Origin of the sequence: Sphaerisporangium melleum (assembly GCF_014646695.1) — a bacterium.
Taxonomy (GTDB): domain Bacteria; phylum Actinomycetota; class Actinomycetes; order Streptosporangiales; family Streptosporangiaceae; genus Sphaerisporangium; species Sphaerisporangium melleum.
Map to the genome: position 1 here is coordinate 186,832 of NZ_BMNT01000010.1, position 18,328 is coordinate 205,159.

An 18,328-nucleotide genomic window follows, 5' to 3' on the forward strand; every position below is an offset into this window, starting at 1 on the left:
ACTCACGGCGCTTGACGGAACGGTCCAAATCCGTGTAGGCCCCCCGCTCGCTAGATTCGCCCCATGTCCGGCATACATCTGGAGCGATCCGGCCCGGTCGCCACCGTCGTCCTGTCCCGTCCCGAGGTCCGCAACGCGGTGGACGGCCCGGCCGCCGCCGCGCTCGCCGCCGCCTTCCGCGCGTTCGAGGACTCCGGCGCCTCCGTCGCGGTGCTGTGGGGCGAGGGAGGCACGTTCTGCTCCGGCGCCGACCTGCACGCCGTCGGGACCGAGCGGGGCAACCGCGTCGCCGGCGACGGGGACGGCCCGATGGGCCCGACCCGCATGCGCCTGTCCAAGCCGGTGATCGCCGCGGTCGAAGGGCACGCGGTGGCGGGCGGGCTGGAGCTGGCCCTATGGTGCGACCTGCGGGTGGCCGCCGAGGACGCCGTCTTCGGCGTGTACTGCCGCCGCTGGGGCGTGCCGCTCATCGACGGCGGCACCGTCCGGCTGCCGCGGCTCGTCGGCGCCGGCCGGGCGATGGACATGATCCTGACCGGCCGCCCCGTGGACGCCGCCGAGGCGCTGCGCATCGGCCTGGTGGACCGGGTGGTGCCACCCGGGACGGCGCGGGAGCGGGCCGAGGAGCTGGCACGCCAGATCGCCGCGCTGCCCCAGGAGTGCCTGCGGCACGACCGGCTCTCGGCTCTGGAGCAGGAAGGGCTCGCCGAGGAGGACGCCCTGCGCAACGAGTTCCGGCACGGCCTGATCTCATTGCGCGCGGCGGAGGAGGGCATCGGCCGCTTCCGCGCCGGCGCGGGCCGGCACGGAAGCCGACCACGGGCGCGCGGCGGCCGCCCGCCCGAGGCCGGTCGTACTATCTAGGGCTCAGTCGTATTCAAGGTCGGGCAGCGGGGACGGCGGGTCGGGGCTGCGCCACACGACCAGGTAACTGGGCGTGGCGGCCGTGAACGCCTCCCGCAGCCGGTCGAGGTCGAAGTCCGGTAAGTAACGCAGCCTGGCCAGGAAGGTGGCGTCGGTCGCGGAGCGCGGCACCACGCACGCCTGCCCGTCGCGATCGAGCAGGACGATGAGGATGTCGGATTCCGTTACCCCGCCGACGCGGACCTCGACGACGTCCTCCCACGCGAGGGCCTCCACGCTGCCATCGGCGTAATGACGGGTGACGCCCTCTTCGGTGACGTAGACATAGGTATCCGGCACAGAGTTGCCGTGCATGGGCGCGATTGTGACGACTCAGCAGCACTCCATGCAAGAGAAACGGCTCATCAGGGCCCTCCCCCCTCCCGGCGAACGGGCGGGACGCCCGCGAACGTCGCCGTTCGTCACGCTCGGTGACGCTCAGCGCCCCTCGCCCCAGGAGTGGTCCAGGTGGGCGGCGACGGCCCGCCGGGCGTCCTCGGCCGGGCCTTCGGCGATGGCGTCGAGCAGCAGCCGGTGCTCGGCCACCAGCAGCGCGCGGTCGGGGTAGACCGCGCGCAGCCGCACCAGGCCGAGCCGGGTCTCGGCGGCCAGCGCGGCGTACAGGCGGGACAGGCGCGGGCTGCCCACCGCGACGATCAGCTCTTCGTGCAGCGTCATGTGCTCGGCCACCACGTCCGCCCACGGCGCGCCGAGCGGCAGGTCCGCCATGCGGGCCAGCGCGCCCTCCGCCCGCGGCACCCGGCCGCCGGCCAGCTTCACCGCCATGAGGTCCTCCAGCGGCCGCCGGACGTACATCAGGTCGGCCAGGTCGGCGGCGGTCACCTCGGGCACGTACGCGCTGCGGTTGCGCTCGCGGCGCAGCAGGCCCTCGTGGACCAGGACGGCCAGTGCCTCGCGGACGGTCGGGCGCGCCACGCCGTACAGGGTCGACAGCTCCTGCTCGGGCAGCGCGGTGCCGGGATGGATCTCGCCGGACAGCACCCGCCGGCGCAGGGCGTCGGCGAGCGCGTCGACCGTGGAGACCGGGCGCAGCTTCACGCCGACGATTGTGCCCGCCCGGCGGGGGCGGCGGGCACCGGCGCCCCCGGTTCGGGCCTGGCGACCAGGACGAGACCCGCGCCGAGCAGCGCGAGCCCGGCCCAGGAGACGGCGGTGAGCCGCTCGTGCAGGACGGCGACCCCGAGCAGCGCGGCCACGGCGGGCTCGGCCAGCGCCAGGGTGGCCGCCCGCGCGACCGGCGTGGTGCGCAGGCCCCGGCCGTACAGGTAATAGGATAGGGCGGTGGTGGCGCAGCCGAGGTAGACGGCGGTGAGCAGCCCGCGCGGCTCGGCCAGCCACGCCGTGCCGCTCCAGAGCAGGACCGGCAGCATGACCAGCGCGGCGCCGCCGAAGAGCACGCCCATGACGGCGCCGGAGGGCGCGCCCGCGCCGATCGCCCGGGCGGCGGTGACCGCGTAGAAGCCGTAGAGCAGCCCGCCGAGCAGGGCGAGCAGCACTCCGGCCGGGTCCACTCCGACGGCCTGGCCGCCGGAGACCAGGGCGGCGCATCCGGCCACGGCCGCGGCGGTGGCGACCGTCCAGCGCCGCCCGGGCCGCCTGCGCTCGTGCAGCCAGGAGAGCAGGCCGGTGAACGCGGGGCCGCTGCCGATGGCCACCACCGTGCCGACGGCGACGCCCGTGCGGGTGACGGCCGCGAAGTAGCAGAGCTGGTAGGCGGCGACGGCCAGCGCGCCCGCGGCCAGCGGCAGGACGCGCCCGCCCGCACGGGTGGGCGCGCCGTCGCGTCCGGTGAGCAGCCGGCGCGCGGCGGGCCCCGCGGCGGTGGCGAGGACGGCGCCGCCGATCACCAGGCGGGCGGCGGCCAGGGCCACGGGCTCGGCCGCGCCGCCGGGCACGAGCGCGCCGGCCGTCCCGGCGGTGCCCCAAAGGACGGCGGCGGCGATCACCGCAGCGGTCCCGCCGTAGTGAGAACCGAGCGAAAGCATGCCACATATTGTCTGACAACCAGACGACAAAAGCCACCAAAACGGGCTTACCTAAGAGGAATAGGACCCATTTTGTTGCAGAAGGGCCCTACCTCCACCTGATCCACGTTGGTACTGTTTCGCCACCGATAACCCGCGAGTAACGGCGCGGTTCCCCTGCGAGGTCAAATGGGCGGGCGTACGAGATCCATCAAGTTCAAGATCCTGGCCCTGGTGCTGGTCCCCCTGGTGTCCCTCCTCGGGATCTGGGCGTACTCCGCGGCGATCACCGTCCAGGACGGCCTCGACCTCCTGCGGGTCCGCACCATCTATGACGACCTCGTGGCGCCCACCGGGAACCTCGCCTCCGAGATCCAGGGTGAGCGCTTCCAGTCGGTGGTGTTCCTCAGCTCGCCCGGCTCCGAGCGGTCGGAGCTGGACGCCGCGCGCGCCCGGACCGACCAGGCGCGGGCCGCCCTGGAGCGGGCGGTGCTCGACAGCGCCGCGGAACAGGAGTCGAGCCCGCAGATGTACCAGCGGGTGAACGAGCTGATCGAGACCACCCACCGGCTGCCCGACATCCGGGCGCGGGTCGACTCACGGAGCTTCAGCCGGCTGCTCACCCTGGACGCCTACCGCCTGATCTCCGACGCGGTGGGCCGGGTGTACGACAGCCTGAAGTTCGCGGGCGACCTGGAGATCGGCCCGCCGACCCGGGCCGTCACGCTGATCGACCGCAGCCGCGACCTCATGGGCGAGCAGGCCGCCCTGCTCGCCGGCGTCGTGCGGGCGGGCGCCATGACCAACGACGAGCGCGCGGTGTTCGGCACGCTGGTGACCAAGCGCAGGTTGCTGTACGACATGGGCTTCCAGCTCCTGGACCCCGACCTGCGCCAGCCGTACCTCGTGCTGCAGAACTCCACCACCTACACGCGGTTCGCCTCGGTCGAGGACCAGGTGGTCCAGGACGTGACGCCGGGCAGGCCGCTGCCGGGCGGCTCGGTCAACTGGGGCGACCACATCATCAAGCTGACGGCCGCCTTCGACGTCCAGAACGGGATCGTCGCCGGACGCATCGCCGACCGCGCCGCCCCGCTGGCCGGCGTCATCCTGTGGCGGATCGCCCTCACGCTGCTCGTCGGGCTCATCGCGGTCGGCGTCTCGCTGTACGTCTCCGTCCGCTTCGGCCGGCGGATCACCGCCGAGCTGGTCGAGCTGCAGCGCGCGGCCCTCCAGCTCGCCCACGAGCGGCTGCCGCGCGTCGTCCAGCGCCTGCGCCTGGGCGAGGACGTCGACGTGGCCGCCGAGAGCCCGCCCATCAGGACCGGCCCGACCGAGGAGATCGCGGGCGTCAGCGAGGCGTTCACCTCGGTGCAGACCACGGCGATCGAGGCGGCGGTCGGCCAGGCCGAGATCCGCAAGGGCGTCGGCAAGGTGTTCCTCAACCTCGCCCGCCGCAACCAGTCGCTGCTGCACCGCCAGTTGTCCATGCTGGACGCGATCGAGCGCAAGGTCACCGATCCCGACCTGCTCGACGAGCTGTTCGGCATCGACCACCTGACCACCCGCATGCGGCGGCACGCCGAGGGCCTGATCATCCTGTCCGGCGCGACCCCCGGCCGCGGCTGGCGCAACCCCATTCCGCTGTACGACGTGGTGCGCGCCGCCGTGGAGGAGGTCGAGGACTACCTGCGGGTCCACGTGACCCTGTCCGAGACGGTGTCGCTGGCCGGCGCCGCGGCCACCGACGTGATCCACCTGATCGCCGAGCTGGTGGAGAACGCCACGATCTTCTCCCCGCCGCAGACGCACGTGGAGGTCCGCGGCGAGATGGTCGCCCGGGGCTACGCCATCGAGATCGAGGACCGCGGCCTCGGCCTGAGCCCGGCCGAGATGGAGCAGATCAACCAGCGGCTGGCCGACCCGCCGGAGTTCGACCTCGCCGACAGCGACCGGCTCGGCCTGTTCGTGGTCGGGCGTCTGGCGGCCCGGCGGGACATCCGCGTCTCGCTGCGGCCCTCCCCTTATGGCGGCACCACGGCGATCGTGCTGCTGCCCGAGAGCCTGGTCATGCCGACCGAGCCCTCGGGGGACCCGTACTCGGTCGAGCAGCTCACCGGGCAGCCGGGATGGTTCGGCGCCGGGCGCGGCCTCACCTCGGCGCTGGAAGGCGGCAGCCGGCCGGGGGGCCGGTCCGCCGCGCTGGAAGGGCCCGGGGCGAACGGCTCCGGACGGAAGGGCGGCGAGGGGGCCGGGGGACGCCGCACGGGCGGGAATCTGCCGCATCGCGTGCGCCAGGCGAGTCTGGCGCCCCAGCTGCGCGATCCGGCGCCGGCCTCCGGCCGCGACCCTCGGGAGGCCGGGCCGCGGCACGACGCGGCCGGGGGGCCCGCGGCGGACCCACCGCAGCCGTCTCCCGATATGTTCACTTCGTTCCGCGCGGGGTGGGAGCGAGCGCACGAGGGTGAGGGGAACGCGTCATGAGCGAGGGCGAACGCTGGCTGGACCAGGACGCCGGGCCCCTCATCCGTCCCTACACCGTCACCCGTGGCCGCACCCGGCCCACCGGCCCGGACTTCGACATGGTGGCGATCGTCCGGGCCATGCCGGGCGTCGTGCCGCAGGTGGGGCTCGGTCCTGAGCATCTGCGGCTGCTGCGCATGTGCGCCCAGCCGATGTCGGTCGTCGACCTCGCCTCCGAGAGCGGCCTGTCGCTGAGCGTGGTCCGCGTCCTGCTCGGCGACCTGCGCGACCACGAGCTCGTCAGTGTGCGGCCGCCGGCGACGGTGTCGCAGCTCCCCGAGGAGCGTCTGCTGCGCGAGGTGATCCAGGGCCTCAAGGCCCTCTGAGGCGCCGCGGCGGGTCCCCGTCGCCGGCCCGCCTCGCCGCGCGGTCACTGCCGGTCTCCGCCTGCCCGCGTTTCGGGTCCCCTTTACCCCGGCCACCGCAGGCGGCCTCGCAGGCCAAGGCGGGGTAGATCGACCGGACGGGCTTCACAGGTGTGAGTCAAGTGCGCTTCGCGTGTCAGGTAAAAACTTCCCGCCCGTCTGTGACAACTGGGTATTGATTGGGGTAGTTATCCCGTTACTAGGTATATGTCCATGGAGGATGCTGGACGTGTCGGTCACCCGCACGGCCCATCGCCAGGAAGATCACATCGGATTCAGGTGTAGTCATGTGTCAACACCAACCGCAGTGCCCGTCGGCAGACGCCATCGACCACGAGGCCGCATGCCTGGTGGCGTTCCACCCCGAGCAGGGGTGGGGGCTGCTCTGCAACGGCGTGATCGTCTTCGACGACACCGGTGAACTCCTGCCCGACGGACGCACCGTCCCGCCCGTCCACCGGCTCGAGTACGGATGTGCCGCATGACGATGGCGCACGCCGGGGCACGCCCGCAGGTCCGGATGACCGCTCGACTGTGGCCGGCGCACACCTCGGCCCAGCGGGCCTCCTGGGTACTGTTCCCCGAACCCACCACGGTGCCGAAGACGCGCAGGCGCGTGCGCCGCAAGCTGGCGGACTGGGGCCTCAGCGGGGACTGCGACATCGTGGAACTGCTGGTCAGCGAGGTCGTCACCAATGCCATGCGGCACTCGTGGGGCGCGGTCATGTCGCTGAGCGCCGACCGGGGACGGGTTCGCTGCGAGGTGCAGGACACCAATCCCGGCCTGCCCGAGGTCCAGGAGGTCCACGAGGGCGACGAGGGCGGCCGCGGCGTGTACCTCATGCAAGCGCTTTCCACCTCCTGGGGCAGCCACCCGCTCGCCACCGGCAAGGTGGTCTGGTTCGAGGTGGTCTGCGAGCCGCCCGCCACCCACCCCGCCAAGGAGGACCGCAGCGATGGCTGACACCTCCCGCAGCACCACCGGCCCCGCCGTGATCCCCGCCGCGCCCCGGCCGCGCCGCGTCCAGGCGCGCAGGCCGCGCCGCCGCGCCGACGAGGAGTGCCAGGACCTGCGCACCCCGTCCGGCCGGGTCGTCCTCCCCTACTGACCGCTCGTTCAGCTCACCCCGAGCCGATCCTGTTCGGCCACCCACACCGCGATCTGCGCGCGCGAGTGGAATCCCAGCTTGCTCAGAATGTGCTCGATATGGCCCTCGGCCGTGCGCTGGGCGATCACCAGCCGCGCGGCGATGGCCTTGTTGCTCAGCCCCTCGGCGACCAGCCCGGCGATCTCGGTCTCCCGCCGGGTCAGCGGTGACGCCCGCGCCGCCTCCAGGGCCTTCGGCGCCCGCCCGTCCGGTGTCCGCTCCTCCATCGCGTAGGCGAGCGCCTCGTCGAACGACAGCCGGGCCCCCTGCTCCAGCGCGGCAAGGAAGGCCGGCTCGCCGAGGCAGTCACGGATGCGCGCCTCACACTGCTCGTGGTAGCGCACCAGGTTGCCGTACTGCATCAGCGGGGCCTCCGCGCGACGCCAGAGCGTGCGCAGCGCGCCGAGCAGCGTCGCCGCGCGCTCGGGGTCGCCCTTGGAGGCGGAGATCCAGGCCAGCACCTCCATGGCGATGCCCATGCCCGCCCGGTCGCCCAGCGCGCTGGTGTGGCGCAAGGTCTCCTTCTCCAGAGCGGTGGCGCGCGTGATCTCCCCCTGCCGCCAGGCCACGACGCCGAGGGCCATCACGGCGTACGACCGGTGCCAGCCCTCCCCGCGGGCGTCGCAGATGCGCACCGCCTCCTCACCGGCCGCCACCCCGCGCCGCGGGTCGCCGTACCGGTCGTAGGTCATGCAGAGCCGGGTGAGGGTCACCACCTCGCCCCGCTCGTCGCCGGCCGCCCGGTGCGCGGCCAGCGCCTCCTCGTACAGCTTGACCGCCGTCGGGATCTCGTCCTGGTGCACGCAGGCCATGCCCGCGTAGAGGGCGACGTAGGCGAGCAGGTGACCGAGCCGCAGCCGCTCCCCGAGGCGGCGCGCCTCGTCGGTCATGGCGACGGCGGCCGGGACGTCCCCCATCATGATCGCCAGCCAGCTCGCGCCGGCCAGCGCCCAGCCGCGCGTCTCACACGGACCGGTGACCCGGGCCAGGCCCGCCTGCAGCCAGCGGCGCCCCTCCCTGATCTGGTTGGACATCCTCCAGTGGTAGAGCAGGTCGACGGCCATGCGCAGACCGTCCTCCGGATCACCCTCCTCCAGTGCCGAGCGCAGAGCGGCCCGCAGGTTGGCGTGGTCCAGGCGGAGCCGCCGCAGCAGCAGGGCCTGCTCGCCGCCGAGCGCCGGCCCGCCGGCCAGGCGTGCCAGCCCGCGGTAGAACTCCCGGTGCCGCCTGCGCATCTCCTGCTGCCCGCCGGACTCGGCCAGCCGGTCCAGGCCGTACTCCCGTACCGTGTCCAGCAGCCGGTAGCGCACCTGGCCCTCATGCTCCTCGCGGACCAGCACGGACTTCTCCACCAGGCCACTGATCAGGTCGAGAACGTCCTCGGCGGCGATGCCGTCGCCCGCGCACACCGCCTCCGCGGCGGAAAGGTCCAGCCCGCCGTGGAACACCGAGGCGCGTGCCCACAGCAGCCGCTGGGGCGCGGTGCACAGGGCGTAGCTCCAGTCGACCAGCGCGCGCAGGGTCTGCTGGCGCCTGGTGGCGGTCCGCGACCCGGTGGTGAGCATCTTGAACCGGTCTTCCAGCCGGTCGACCAGCTGATGGACCGACAGCGCGCGCAGCCGCACGGCGGCCAGCTCGATCGCGAGCGGGATGCCGTCCAGGCGCCGGCAGATCTGCTCCACGGCGTCGCGGTTGGCCTCGGTGATGGCGAATCCGGGTACGACCGCCTCGGCGCGCTCCAGGAACAGCCGTACGGCGTCCACCTCGGCGAGCGCCTGCGGTGACAGGTCGGCGGCGCTGTCCGGGACGGGCAGCGGGTGCACGACCATGGTCCGCTCGCCGGCGATCCGCAGCGGCTCCCTGCTGGTGGCGATGATCCGCAGGCCGTCGGCCCCGGCCAGGAGCAGCTCGGCGAGGATCGCGCAGTCCTGCAGCAGGTGCTCGCAGTTGTCCAGGATGAGCAGGCCCTTCTTGTCGGCCAGGTACTCGGCGACCGGCTCGATCGGCTGGCGGTTGGACTGCTCCTCCACCTCCAGGACCTCCATCAGCGCCGGAGCGAGCATGCCGGGGTCGCTCATCGCCGACAGGTCGACGAACCACACACCATCGGCGAAGGCGCGCTGCACCTCCATGGCGGTCCGGGAGGCGAGCCGGGTCTTGCCGACGCCGCCGAACCCGGTGAGGGTGACCAGTCGCGATTTGGCCAGCAGCGCCTTGACCTCGGCGATCTCGTGCCGCCGTCCGACGAAACTGGTCACGTCGGACGGCAGCCCATGCGCCGCCCGGCGCTTGGGGGTGTTCGGTTCCATTCCTCTCACCACGGTCTCAGGGAGCGATCGGCGGCCGGGGAGTCGCCTTCGGCCCGCGTACCGCTACCCAAGAGCCATACCCCCGCAGATCGCCACATTTGCCGCGAGCGACCACGTATCACGCCAGGTAGCCGCAAAGCTTTGACAGGCCGTCCGCGTCCACCGGCCCGGCGAGATCGCAATACGGGCAGGGATCCGCGCCCGCGCCCGCCGGTTCCGCCGTGTCCGAAAACCCGCCTCGCAGCGGCCGGTCAGATGCGGAGCTTTGTGTGGTGTGAGAGTGCTTGAGGTGTTTGTGCTGGTAGTGGGAGTGGAATCGTATCGTCGGCGGCCTTGAGAGGAGAGCCCGATGAGTCTGGCCGATCCCAGCGCCACAACCGATATTTCACCCCGACCTTTCGTGGAGAGCGACCTCCCCGGTCCCCGCTCGGCCGAACTGCTCGCCCGGCAGGCCGTCCGCGAGTCGAACGCGCGCACCTACCCGCGCCGGCTGCCCATCGCGATCGCCGAAGCCTCCGGGAGCTTCCTGCGCGACCTGGACGGCAACGTCTTCATCGACTTCCTCACCGGGGCCGGAGTGCTGACACTCGGGCACAACCACCCCGAGCTGGTGCGCGCGGCCACCGCCCAGCTCACCCGGCTCACCCACGGCCTGGACTTCCCCACCCCCGCCAAGGACGCCTTCACCGAGGCCCAGCTCGCCATGCTCCCCGCCGGGCTGCGCGACCGGATGAAGATCCATTTCTGCGGCCCCACCGGCGGGGACGCGGTGGACGCGGCGGTCAAGCTGTGCAAGACCGCCACCGGACGGGGTGACGTGGTCGCCTTCCAGGGCGGCTTCCACGGCAGCGGCCACGCCGCCATGGCGCTCACCGGCCTGGTGCGGCAGAAGCAGCCGGTCGCCAACGGCGTGCCCGGCGTGCACTTCTCCCCCTACTCCTACTGCGCGCGCTGCCCGCTCGACCTGCTCCCGGGCACCTGCGACACCAACTGCGCCGGGCAGCTCGAACGGTCGCTGCGCGACGGCAACGGGGGCGTCCCGCTGCCCGCCGCGGTCATCCTGGAGCTGGTGCAGGGCGAGGGCGGCGTCATCCCGGCCCGCCGCTCGTTCGCGCGCCGCATCCGGGCCCTGACCCGGGAGCTGGACATCCCGCTCATCGTGGACGAGGTGCAGACCGGCTGCGGGCGCACCGGCACGTGGTTCGCCTTCGAGCGGTACGACATCGAACCGGACGTGATCGTCGCCTCCAAGGGACTGAGCGGCATGGGCCTGCCCGTGGCGATCATCATGTACGACCGGCGGCTGGACGTCTGGGCGCCCGGCGCGCACATCGGGACCTTCCGCGGCAACCAGCTCGCCTTCGCCGCCGGCGCCGAGGCGGTCCGGGTCATCCGCCGCGACGACGTGCTCGGCAACGTCCGGCGCCGCGGAGAGCAGATCGCCGAGCTGCTCACCCCGCTGACGGCCAACCCCTGGGTCAAGGAGGTGCGCGGCGTCGGCCTGATGTGGGGCGTCGAGCTGGCCGACCCCCGCGACGGCGGCCCGGCCACCGAGCTGGCCCACCGCGTCCAGGGCGCCGCGCTGCGGCGCGGCCTGATCGTCGAGCTGGGCGGGCGGGCCGACTGTGTGGTGCGCATCCTCCCCCCGTTGAACGTGACCGCCGAGGTGGTGGCGGCGGCCTGCGCCATCATCGCCGAGGCCGTCAACGCCTGCAGCCTGGTGGCGGCCTGACCGGTCCGGACGCGGGGGTGAGCTGATGAGCGGACAGACAGGCCTGGGGGACCTCCGGCACGCCCAGAACGTCCGGCACGCCGCGCCGCCACAGGCGGCCCCGGCGAACACGGCCGAGGCGGCGGACGGGCGGCTGCTGGTGGGCGCGGGCGGGCCGTACCGGGCCCGACGGCGCGACGGGGAGCGGCTGGACCACCTCTTCGAGGAGTGGTGCGACCGGCTGCGCGCCGCCGGGGAGCAGGCGCGGACGGCGGTGGACACCGGCGAGGACGTCCTGACCTTCGACGAGCTGGACGCGCGGGCCAACCGGCTCGCCCGCCACCTGCTGCGCCTCGGGGTGCGGCCCGGCGAGCGCATCGCGCTGATCTTCGACCGCGCCGTGCACTCCTACGTCGGCATGCTGGCCGTGCTCAAGGTCAACGCCGCGTATGTGCCGCTGGACCCGGGCTTCCCCGCCGACCGGCTCGCCTACATCGTGCGCGACGCCGGCGTGCGCACCGTACTGTCCCTCTCCCACCTGCACGACCGGGTGGGACACCTCCAGGCCGCCCTGGTCTACCTGGACGAGGCCGAGGCACGGGTCGCCGCCGAGGACGGGCGGCGGCTCGGCCGCGCCGAGCGGGGCGGGCCGGCCGACGACCTGTGCTACATCGTCTACACCTCCGGCTCCACCGGACGGCCCAAGGGCGTCGCGGTCGAGCACGCCTCGATCTGCAACTTCGTCCGGGTCGCCTCGCAGGTCTACGGGCTCGGCGCCGATGACCGCGTCTACCAGGGCATGACCATCGCCTTCGACTTCTCGGTCGAGGAGATCTGGGTGCCGCTGCTGTCGGGCGCCACGCTCGTGCCGCGACCGCCCGGAGTGACGCTGCTCGGCCGCGACCTCGCCGACTTCCTGCGTGATCGGCGGATCACCGCGCTGTGCTGCGTGCCGACGCTGCTCGCCACCCTGGAGGAGGAGGACCTGCCCGGGCTGCGGTTCCTGCTCGTCTCGGGCGAGGCGTGCCCGGCCGACCTGGTGCGACGCTGGCACCGGCCCGGCCGCAGGTTCCTCAACGTGTACGGGCCGACCGAGGCGACGGTCACCGCCACCTGGGCCGTGCTCGACCCCGGCCGGCCGGTGACGCTGGGCGTACCGCTGCCGACCTACGCGGTGACCATCCTCGACCCGGCCGGGCCGCGGGCGCTGCCTCGGGGCGAGCTGGGCGAGATCGGCATCGCCGGCGTCGGCCTGGCCCGCGGGTACGTGGGCCGCGACGACCTCACGGCGCGGGCCTTCATCCCCGACTTCCTCGGCGTCCCGGACAACCCTTCAGGCCGCATCTACCGCACCGGGGACCTCGGGCGGATCAACGGCGACGGGGAGATCGAGTACCACGGGCGCATCGACACCCAGGTGCAGATCAACGGCTACCGGGTCGAGCTGTCGGAGATCGAGTCGGTGCTGCTGCGGGTGCCGGGCATCGCCCAGGCCGTCGTGGACACCCACGAGCCCGAGCCGGGCGTCGTCGAGCTGGTCGCCTACTACAGCGCGCGGGACGACGCGCCCGAGGTGGACCCCGAACGGGTCTACCGCGAGCTGCGCGGACGCCTTCCCGGGTACATGATCCCGGCCTATCTGGAGCCGCTGCCGCGCATCCCGATGCTGCTGAGCAACAAGGCCGACCGCAAGAGCCTGCCACCGCCCAGCGGCCCGCGCTGCCTGTCCACGACCCAGTCGTACGCCCCGCCCGCCACCCCGGTCGAGCAGGGGTACGCCGAGGTGCTGGCCGGGGTCATCGGCGCCGGCCAGGTGTCGGTGGACGGCCACTTCTTCGAGGAGCTGGGCGCCAGCTCGCTGCTGATGGCGCGCTTCTGCGCCCGGGTCAGGGAACGCGCCGACCTGCCCCCGGTGTCGATCAAGGACGTCTACCTGCACCCCACCGTCCGCGACCTGGCGCGGGCCGCGGACGTCCCGGCCGCGCCGGCCACGCCCGCGCCCCCGGTGATCGAGCCGGAGCGGGCGAGCACCGCGGCCTACGTCCTGTGCGGGGCCGCGCAGGCGCTGCTGGCCCTCGGCTACGCCGTGCTGGGCGCGCTGCTGCTGGCCGGCGGCTACACGTGGGTCTTCGACGCCGAGGACACGGCCGAGATCTACGGCCGGTCGCTGGCCTGCGCCGTGGTGATCTTCACGACGCTGTGCGCGGTGCCCATCGCGGCCAAGTGGGCGCTCGTCGGCCGCTGGAAGCCCGGGCGCTTCCGGGTGTGGAGCCCGGCCTACCTGCGGTTCTGGACGGTCAGGACGCTGCTGCGCATCTGCCCGCTCGCGCTGTTCGCCGGATCGCCGCTGTACGTGCTGTACCTGCGGGCGCTGGGCGCCAAGATCGGCCCGGACGTGCTGATCCTGTCCAGGAACGTCCCCGTCTGCACCGACCTGCTGACCGTCGGCGGCGGCACGGTGATCCGCAAGGACTCCTTCCTCAGCTGCTACCGCGCCCGGGCGGGCATGATCGAGATCGGCCCGGTGACGATCGGCGCGGAGGCGTTCGTCGGCGAGCGCACCGTGGTCGACATCGGCACCGCCGTGGGGGACCGCGCCCAGCTCGGCCACTCCTCCTCGCTGCAGGAAGGCCAGTCGGTGCCGGACGGCGAGGTGTGGCACGGCTCGCCCGCCCAGCCCGCCCCCGCCGGCACCCGGTACGCGCCGCCCGCGCCGGTGCGGTGCGGCGCATGGCGCCGGGCCAGGTTCGCCACCGTGCAACTGGTCACCACCCTCGCGGTGTACCTCCCGCTCACCATCGGCGGCCTGCACTGGCTGAGCACGCGCGTCCCTGCGCTCGACGACCTGGCCGACGCCGCCCGGCAGCAGAACCTCGGCACGTGGCCGGCCTGGGCCGACGCGCTCGCGATCTCCCTGGCCGTCTACCTCGGCGGGCTGGCCGCCGGGCTCGCCCTCGTGGTCAGCGTCCCCCGCCTGCTGGCCCGTACCCTGCGGCCGGACCGCGACTACCCCCTCTACGGGTTCCACTACTGGGCACACCGGGTGATCGCCCGGATCACCGGCACGCAGGTCTTCACCCACCTGTTCGGGGACAGCTCCTGGATCGTCGGCTACCAGCGGGCCATCGGGTACGACCTGTCGAAGGTCGAGCAGACCGGGTCGAACTTCGGCCTGCAGCACAAGCACGAGTCCCCGTTCCTGACCTCCATCGGAAGCGGCACGATGATCTCCGACGGCCTGTCGATCGTCAACGCCGACTTCTCCGCCCACTCCTTCCGGCTGTCGCGGGCCACGATCGGAGCGCACAGCTTCCTCGGCAACGACATCGCCTACCCCGCCAAGGCGCGGACCGGCGAGAACTGCCTGCTCGCCACCAAGGTCATGGTGCCGGTCGACGGGCCGGTCCTGCGGGACGTCGGCCTGCTCGGCTCGCCCTGTTTCGAGATCCCGCGCTCGGTGCAGCGCGACGGGCGCTTCGACCACCTGAAGACCGGCGACGAGCTGCACCGCCGGCTGGCCGCCAAGACCCGGCACAACACGGTGACCATCGCGCTGTACCTGGTCAGCCGGTGGCTGCACCTGTTCGGCCTGGTCCTGCTCGGCGCGGCCGCCGCCGCCCTGCGCGAGCCGGCCGGCGCGGCGGCGGCGCTCGCCCTGGCCCTGGTGAGCGGCGTGGTGTTCACCACGCTGTACTTCGCGCTGGTCGAGCGCCTGGCCACCGGATTCCGGGCGCTGACGCCGCGCTTCTGCTCGATCTACCAGCCGTACTACTGGTGGCACGAGCGCGTCTGGAAGCTCACCAACCCGACCTACCTCGAACTGCTCAACGGCACCCCGTTCAAGAGCCTGCTCTGGCGGCTGGTCGGAGTGCGCATCGGGCGCAGGGTGTTCGACGACGGCTGCGGCATCACCGAACGCACGCTGGTCACCATCGGCGACGACTGCACCCTCGGCCAGAAGTGCGACCTGCAGGCGCACTCGCTGGAGGACGGCACGTTCAAGTCCGACCACATCCTGATCGGCGCGGGATGCACGGTCGGCACCGGCGCCCTGGTCCACTACGGCGTCCGCATGGGCGACGGCGCCGTTCTCGCCGCCGACGCGTTCCTCATGAAGGGCGAAGAGGTAGCCCCCGGCGCCCACTGGTGCGGCAACCCGGCCGTAAGGGTGGGATGATCCGGGTAGGGAGGCCTGCACAGCTGGTGGCGTCTCAGGTGACCTGCCGGGCGCGCTTGATCTCGGCGGCGGGAAACGGCGTCCGCTTGCTCGTGTTGATCAGGCGGTGGTGGAACCCGTTCAGGACGATGGCCGCCCGGGCGTTCCGGTCGATGATCGCGGCAATCGCGGGCGGCACGTCACCGGGCCGTCGCCCCGCGATCCAGTCCCGCAGGAACGCCTGCTGGTCGAGGTCGCCGCGCAGGTCATCGAGCAGGTGGTAGCGCAGCAGATGGCCCATCGTGGAGCAGTGGTCGTAGTCGAGATGCTCGGACAGGAACGCGGCCTCGGCCGCGGTGAGCTCGAAGCCGGAGCTCAGAGCGAGCCCGAAGTCGGCGAAGTAGAGCCGCCGGCCGTCGGTCAGGATGTTGATGAAATGGGCATCGAAGTGGACGAGCCCACGAGAACTCATGAAGGCCGTTCCACCTGTCAGGGCTTCCTCCACCCAGGGGTACGGCGAGCCTTCTCCTCCACCGCCCGGCGCGGCCTGCCGCGAGCCGGCCAGGTAGGCGGCGAGAGTCTGCGGCACGTGTTCCACGAAGAGCACCAGGCTGGACGTCGCGCGGCCGATGGCCTCCAGGCGTGCACGGACGGCCTGCGAGCCCTCCCAGTGCGCGACCGCCCCATCGATGCCGCCGAACGCGTCGGCGAACCCCTCGGGTGGTGAGTCGGGCAGCACCCGCCAGTGGTACATCAGCGGAAAGCCTTCGTACTCCCGTCCGAGGACCCAGTTGGTGGTCATGGTGTGCACGGCCAGTTCACGCCAGCCTCCGAACCCGGCCGAACCCACCCCGTACTGGTAGAACAGCGGGAGTCCGAACAGATTCGCCGTCGAGCGCACGTTCTCCGGCCGCAGCTCGGCATCGGTCAGCGGGATCCGTTTGACGAAGACCCGCCTCCCGCCGATGTCGATCTCCGCCGACCTGCCACCGATGCCCGACCCGAGCGCGGTGGCCCCCGCCACGGCCTGGCCGAGCCGGCGGTCGCTCAGCAACGACAGCTCGGTGGAGACCGCTCCGTAGGCGGCCAGGCGCGCGGCGTACCGCGTGTCCAGGTCGGGCATCAGTGGTGGCTCCTGTGTCTCCCCGCCGGGCATCGACGAGCCTTCGGCATGATCGGCCTCGTTCGCGGCTGACCAGGCCGCTTCGGGTACGGCCCCCTGCCGATCGTGGACCGGGCCGGACGTGGCGTCCACCGGATTTCTCCGAGGACCACCGTGCCCCCGTCAGGCGCGGTCGGTGCCGTAGCGCAGGCCGTCCAGCAGCAGGTCGAGGAGGCGGCCGGCCTGGTCGCGCTGGGCGGGGCTCCCGGCGGTCAGCGTGACCCCGCTCATGACGGTCATGACGTCCACCGGGTTCGCGTCGGCTCTGATGACACCGGCCGCGACGCCCGCGCCGAGCAGCTCGCCGATGGCTCCGAGCAGCCGTTCGCGGCTGTGGGCATAGGGGTCGCCACCGGAGGCGATCACGGCGCGCAGCGCGTCGGCCATGCCGCGCTTGGTCGTCATGTAGTCCAGGAAGCGGTCCATCCAGACGCGCATGGCCTGGACCGGCGGCAGCTCCACCAGCAGGCCGGGCACCGCGTCGCACAGCCGGGCGAGCTCGTTGCGATAGGCCGCCTCGACCAGCGCCTCCCGGGTGGGGAAGTGGCGGTAGAGCGTGCCGATGCCCACGCCGGCCTCCTTGGCGATGGCCTCCAGCGTGACCTCCGGCCCGTCGTGGGCGAACGCGCGCACGGCGGCCTCCAGCAGCCGCTCGCGGTTGCGCCGGGCGTCCGCCCGAAGCGGCCGGGAACCGGTGACCGACACGATCTCTCCTCCTCTGCCCGGCCCGCCGGATGCGCCCGGCGAGCCTCGGAACGGCCGTCCCTGCCTCGCTGAACGCGTGCGCGGTTCGCCGGACGCCGTCCATCTTCCGGGCATCCGTCCCCGACGTCTCGTCCAGGCGGCCGGTGGTGCCGGTCTCCCCTGCCGCGCCGCTCCCGCAGCGCCGGCAGCGACCGCTCCTGATCGGCGCGCCACACATCACGCCCGCCGACCATCCCCGCCACAGGCGAACGATACCGAGGTCCACCGCGTCCGGCGACGGCCGGTTTGCTATCCGGAGGAACCTCCGATTAGAGTGCGGACTACTGGAGGTCCCTCCGGTAAGCCTACCGGCCCGGCCTCCCGACCGCATCATCGAGGGAAACAGGGCATCCGTCATGACCAAGACATCCCGCATCACCACCCCGTTCAGCGCAACGTCCACCGCCGCCGAGGTCGTGGCCGGCGTCGACCTCACCGGCCGCCGCGCCATCGTCACCGGCGGAGCCTCCGGCATCGGCATCGAGACCGCCCGCGCGCTCGCCGCCGCCGGAGCCGAGGTCACCCTCGCGGTCCGCAACCCCGACGCCGGCCAGGCCACCGCCGAGGACATCACCGCCACCACCGGCAACAAGCAGATCCACGTCGCGCCGCTCGACCTCGCCGACCGGGCCTCCACCGCGGCCTTCGCCGCCGCCTGGGACGGCCCGCTGCACATCCTGGTCAACAACGCCGGAGTGATGGCCGCCCCCGAGACCCGCACACCCGAGGGCTGGGAGCTGCAGTTCGCCACCAACCACCTCGGCCACTTCGCGCTCACCACCGGCCTGCACGCCGCGCTCGCCGCGGCCGGCGACGCGCGGGTGGTATCGGTCAGCTCCGCCGCCCACCTGCGCTCCCCCGTCGTCTTCGAGGACATCCACTACCGGGAGCGCCCGTACGACCCGTGGACCGCCTACGGCCAGTCCAAGACGGCGAACGTCCTGTTCGCGGTCGAGGCGAGCCGGCGGTGGGCGGGCGACGGCATCACCGTCAACGCCCTGCACCCCGGCGGCATCCAGACCAACCTCCAACGGCACGTGAGCACCGAGGAGATCGAGCGTCTCGTGGCCGCGGCGGGCTCCGCCGGGGCACGCTGGAAGACCCCCGAGCAGGGTGCCGCCACCTCCGTCCTGGTCGCCACCTCGCCACTCCTCAACGGCGTCGGCGGACGCTACTTCGAGGACTGCAACGAGGCCCCGGCCCACCAGCCCGGCACCCGCACCGGCGTCGCGGCCTACGCCCTCGACCCCGAGGCCGCCACCCTCCTGTGGCAGGTCTCCGAGGACGCCCTCTCCTCCTGACCCACCTCCGCCATCCCGCCG

General features: G+C 72.9%; 15 protein-coding genes. 9 read left to right on the forward strand and 6 right to left on the reverse strand.

All coding sequences use genetic code 11. The annotated features are described in order from the left end of the window. Window positions 1–63: 63 nt before the first annotated feature. Entirely contained in the window at window positions 64–864 is an 801-nt protein-coding gene (locus tag IEY93_RS11250; protein WP_189162933.1) for a crotonase/enoyl-CoA hydratase family protein, read from the forward strand. Between the two features lie 3 nt (window positions 865–867). Here the strand turns inward: IEY93_RS11250 and IEY93_RS11255 are convergent, their stop codons facing one another. The 3 genes from IEY93_RS11255 to IEY93_RS11265 all read right to left on the reverse strand — a co-directional run bounded on the left by IEY93_RS11255 (window position 868) and on the right by IEY93_RS11265 (window position 2,909). Beyond that, a complete protein-coding gene (locus IEY93_RS11255) occupies window positions 868–1,218 on the reverse strand; it encodes a hypothetical protein (RefSeq protein WP_189162934.1) in 351 nt (116 codons plus the stop codon). Between the two features lie 123 nt (window positions 1,219–1,341). Further along, window positions 1,342–1,962, reverse strand: a complete 621-nt coding sequence (locus IEY93_RS11260; RefSeq protein WP_229691043.1) for a GntR family transcriptional regulator — start codon at window positions 1,960–1,962, stop codon at window positions 1,342–1,344. Further along, the gene (locus IEY93_RS11265) at window positions 1,959–2,909 is read right to left on the reverse strand and encodes an EamA family transporter (protein ID WP_189162935.1); all 951 of its coding nucleotides are present in this window, start codon (window positions 2,907–2,909) and stop codon (window positions 1,959–1,961) included. The genes IEY93_RS11260 and IEY93_RS11265 overlap by 4 nt, the downstream gene beginning before the upstream one ends. A 168-nt stretch (window positions 2,910–3,077) precedes the next feature. Between IEY93_RS11265 and IEY93_RS11270 the strand changes: the two genes are divergently transcribed. From IEY93_RS11270 to IEY93_RS11290, 5 genes are all read left to right on the forward strand, one after another. Next, window positions 3,078–5,372, forward strand: a complete 2,295-nt coding sequence (locus tag IEY93_RS11270) for a sensor histidine kinase (RefSeq protein ID WP_189162936.1) — start codon at window positions 3,078–3,080, stop codon at window positions 5,370–5,372. After that, window positions 5,369–5,737 carry a DUF742 domain-containing protein gene (locus IEY93_RS11275; protein ID WP_189162937.1) on the forward strand — a complete coding sequence of 123 codons (369 nt, stop codon included), beginning with the start codon at window positions 5,369–5,371 and terminating at the stop codon, window positions 5,735–5,737. Before IEY93_RS11270 ends, IEY93_RS11275 begins: the two co-directional genes overlap by 4 nt. 326 nt (window positions 5,738–6,063) lie before the next feature. After that, complete coding sequence (locus tag IEY93_RS11280) at window positions 6,064–6,261, forward strand: DUF5999 family protein (RefSeq protein WP_189162938.1); 198 nt, start codon at window positions 6,064–6,066, stop codon at window positions 6,259–6,261. Continuing rightward, window positions 6,258–6,740, forward strand: coding sequence for an ATP-binding protein (locus tag IEY93_RS11285; protein ID WP_189162939.1), 483 nt, complete (start codon window positions 6,258–6,260; stop codon window positions 6,738–6,740). Before IEY93_RS11280 ends, IEY93_RS11285 begins: the two co-directional genes overlap by 4 nt. Beyond that, window positions 6,733–6,885, forward strand: a complete 153-nt coding sequence (locus IEY93_RS11290; RefSeq protein ID WP_189162940.1) for a hypothetical protein — start codon at window positions 6,733–6,735, stop codon at window positions 6,883–6,885. The genes IEY93_RS11285 and IEY93_RS11290 overlap by 8 nt, the downstream gene beginning before the upstream one ends. A gap of 8 nt (window positions 6,886–6,893) precedes the next feature. Here the strand turns inward: IEY93_RS11290 and IEY93_RS11295 are convergent, their stop codons facing one another. After that, complete coding sequence (locus IEY93_RS11295; protein WP_189162941.1) at window positions 6,894–9,233, reverse strand: ATP-binding protein; 2,340 nt, start codon at window positions 9,231–9,233, stop codon at window positions 6,894–6,896. A gap of 349 nt (window positions 9,234–9,582) precedes the next feature. Between IEY93_RS11295 and IEY93_RS11300 the strand changes: the two genes are divergently transcribed. Both IEY93_RS11300 and IEY93_RS11305 read left to right on the forward strand, forming a co-directional pair. Further along, window positions 9,583–10,965 carry an aspartate aminotransferase family protein gene (locus IEY93_RS11300; protein ID WP_189162942.1) on the forward strand — a complete coding sequence of 461 codons (1,383 nt, stop codon included), beginning with the start codon at window positions 9,583–9,585 and terminating at the stop codon, window positions 10,963–10,965. 25 nt (window positions 10,966–10,990) lie between these two features. After that, complete coding sequence (locus IEY93_RS11305; RefSeq protein WP_189162943.1) at window positions 10,991–15,121, forward strand: Pls/PosA family non-ribosomal peptide synthetase; 4,131 nt, start codon at window positions 10,991–10,993, stop codon at window positions 15,119–15,121. Between the two features lie 34 nt (window positions 15,122–15,155). Here IEY93_RS11305 and IEY93_RS11310 read toward each other — a convergent pair whose 3' ends face one another. Together IEY93_RS11310 and IEY93_RS11315 are read right to left on the reverse strand one after the other, a co-directional pair. Beyond that, on the reverse strand, window positions 15,156–16,223 hold the full coding sequence (locus IEY93_RS11310; RefSeq protein WP_189162944.1) for a protein kinase family protein: 1,068 nt from the start codon (window positions 16,221–16,223) through the stop codon (window positions 15,156–15,158). A 162-nt stretch (window positions 16,224–16,385) separates the two neighbouring features. Continuing rightward, window positions 16,386–16,967 (reverse strand): TetR/AcrR family transcriptional regulator, encoded by a 582-nt coding sequence (locus tag IEY93_RS11315; protein WP_203968226.1) that lies wholly within the window; start codon window positions 16,965–16,967, stop codon window positions 16,386–16,388. A gap of 395 nt (window positions 16,968–17,362) precedes the next feature. Here IEY93_RS11315 and IEY93_RS11320 point away from each other — a divergent pair, with 395 nt between their 5' ends. Continuing rightward, window positions 17,363–18,307 (forward strand): SDR family NAD(P)-dependent oxidoreductase, encoded by a 945-nt coding sequence (locus IEY93_RS11320; protein ID WP_189162946.1) that lies wholly within the window; start codon window positions 17,363–17,365, stop codon window positions 18,305–18,307. Window positions 18,308–18,328 lie beyond the last annotated feature (21 nt).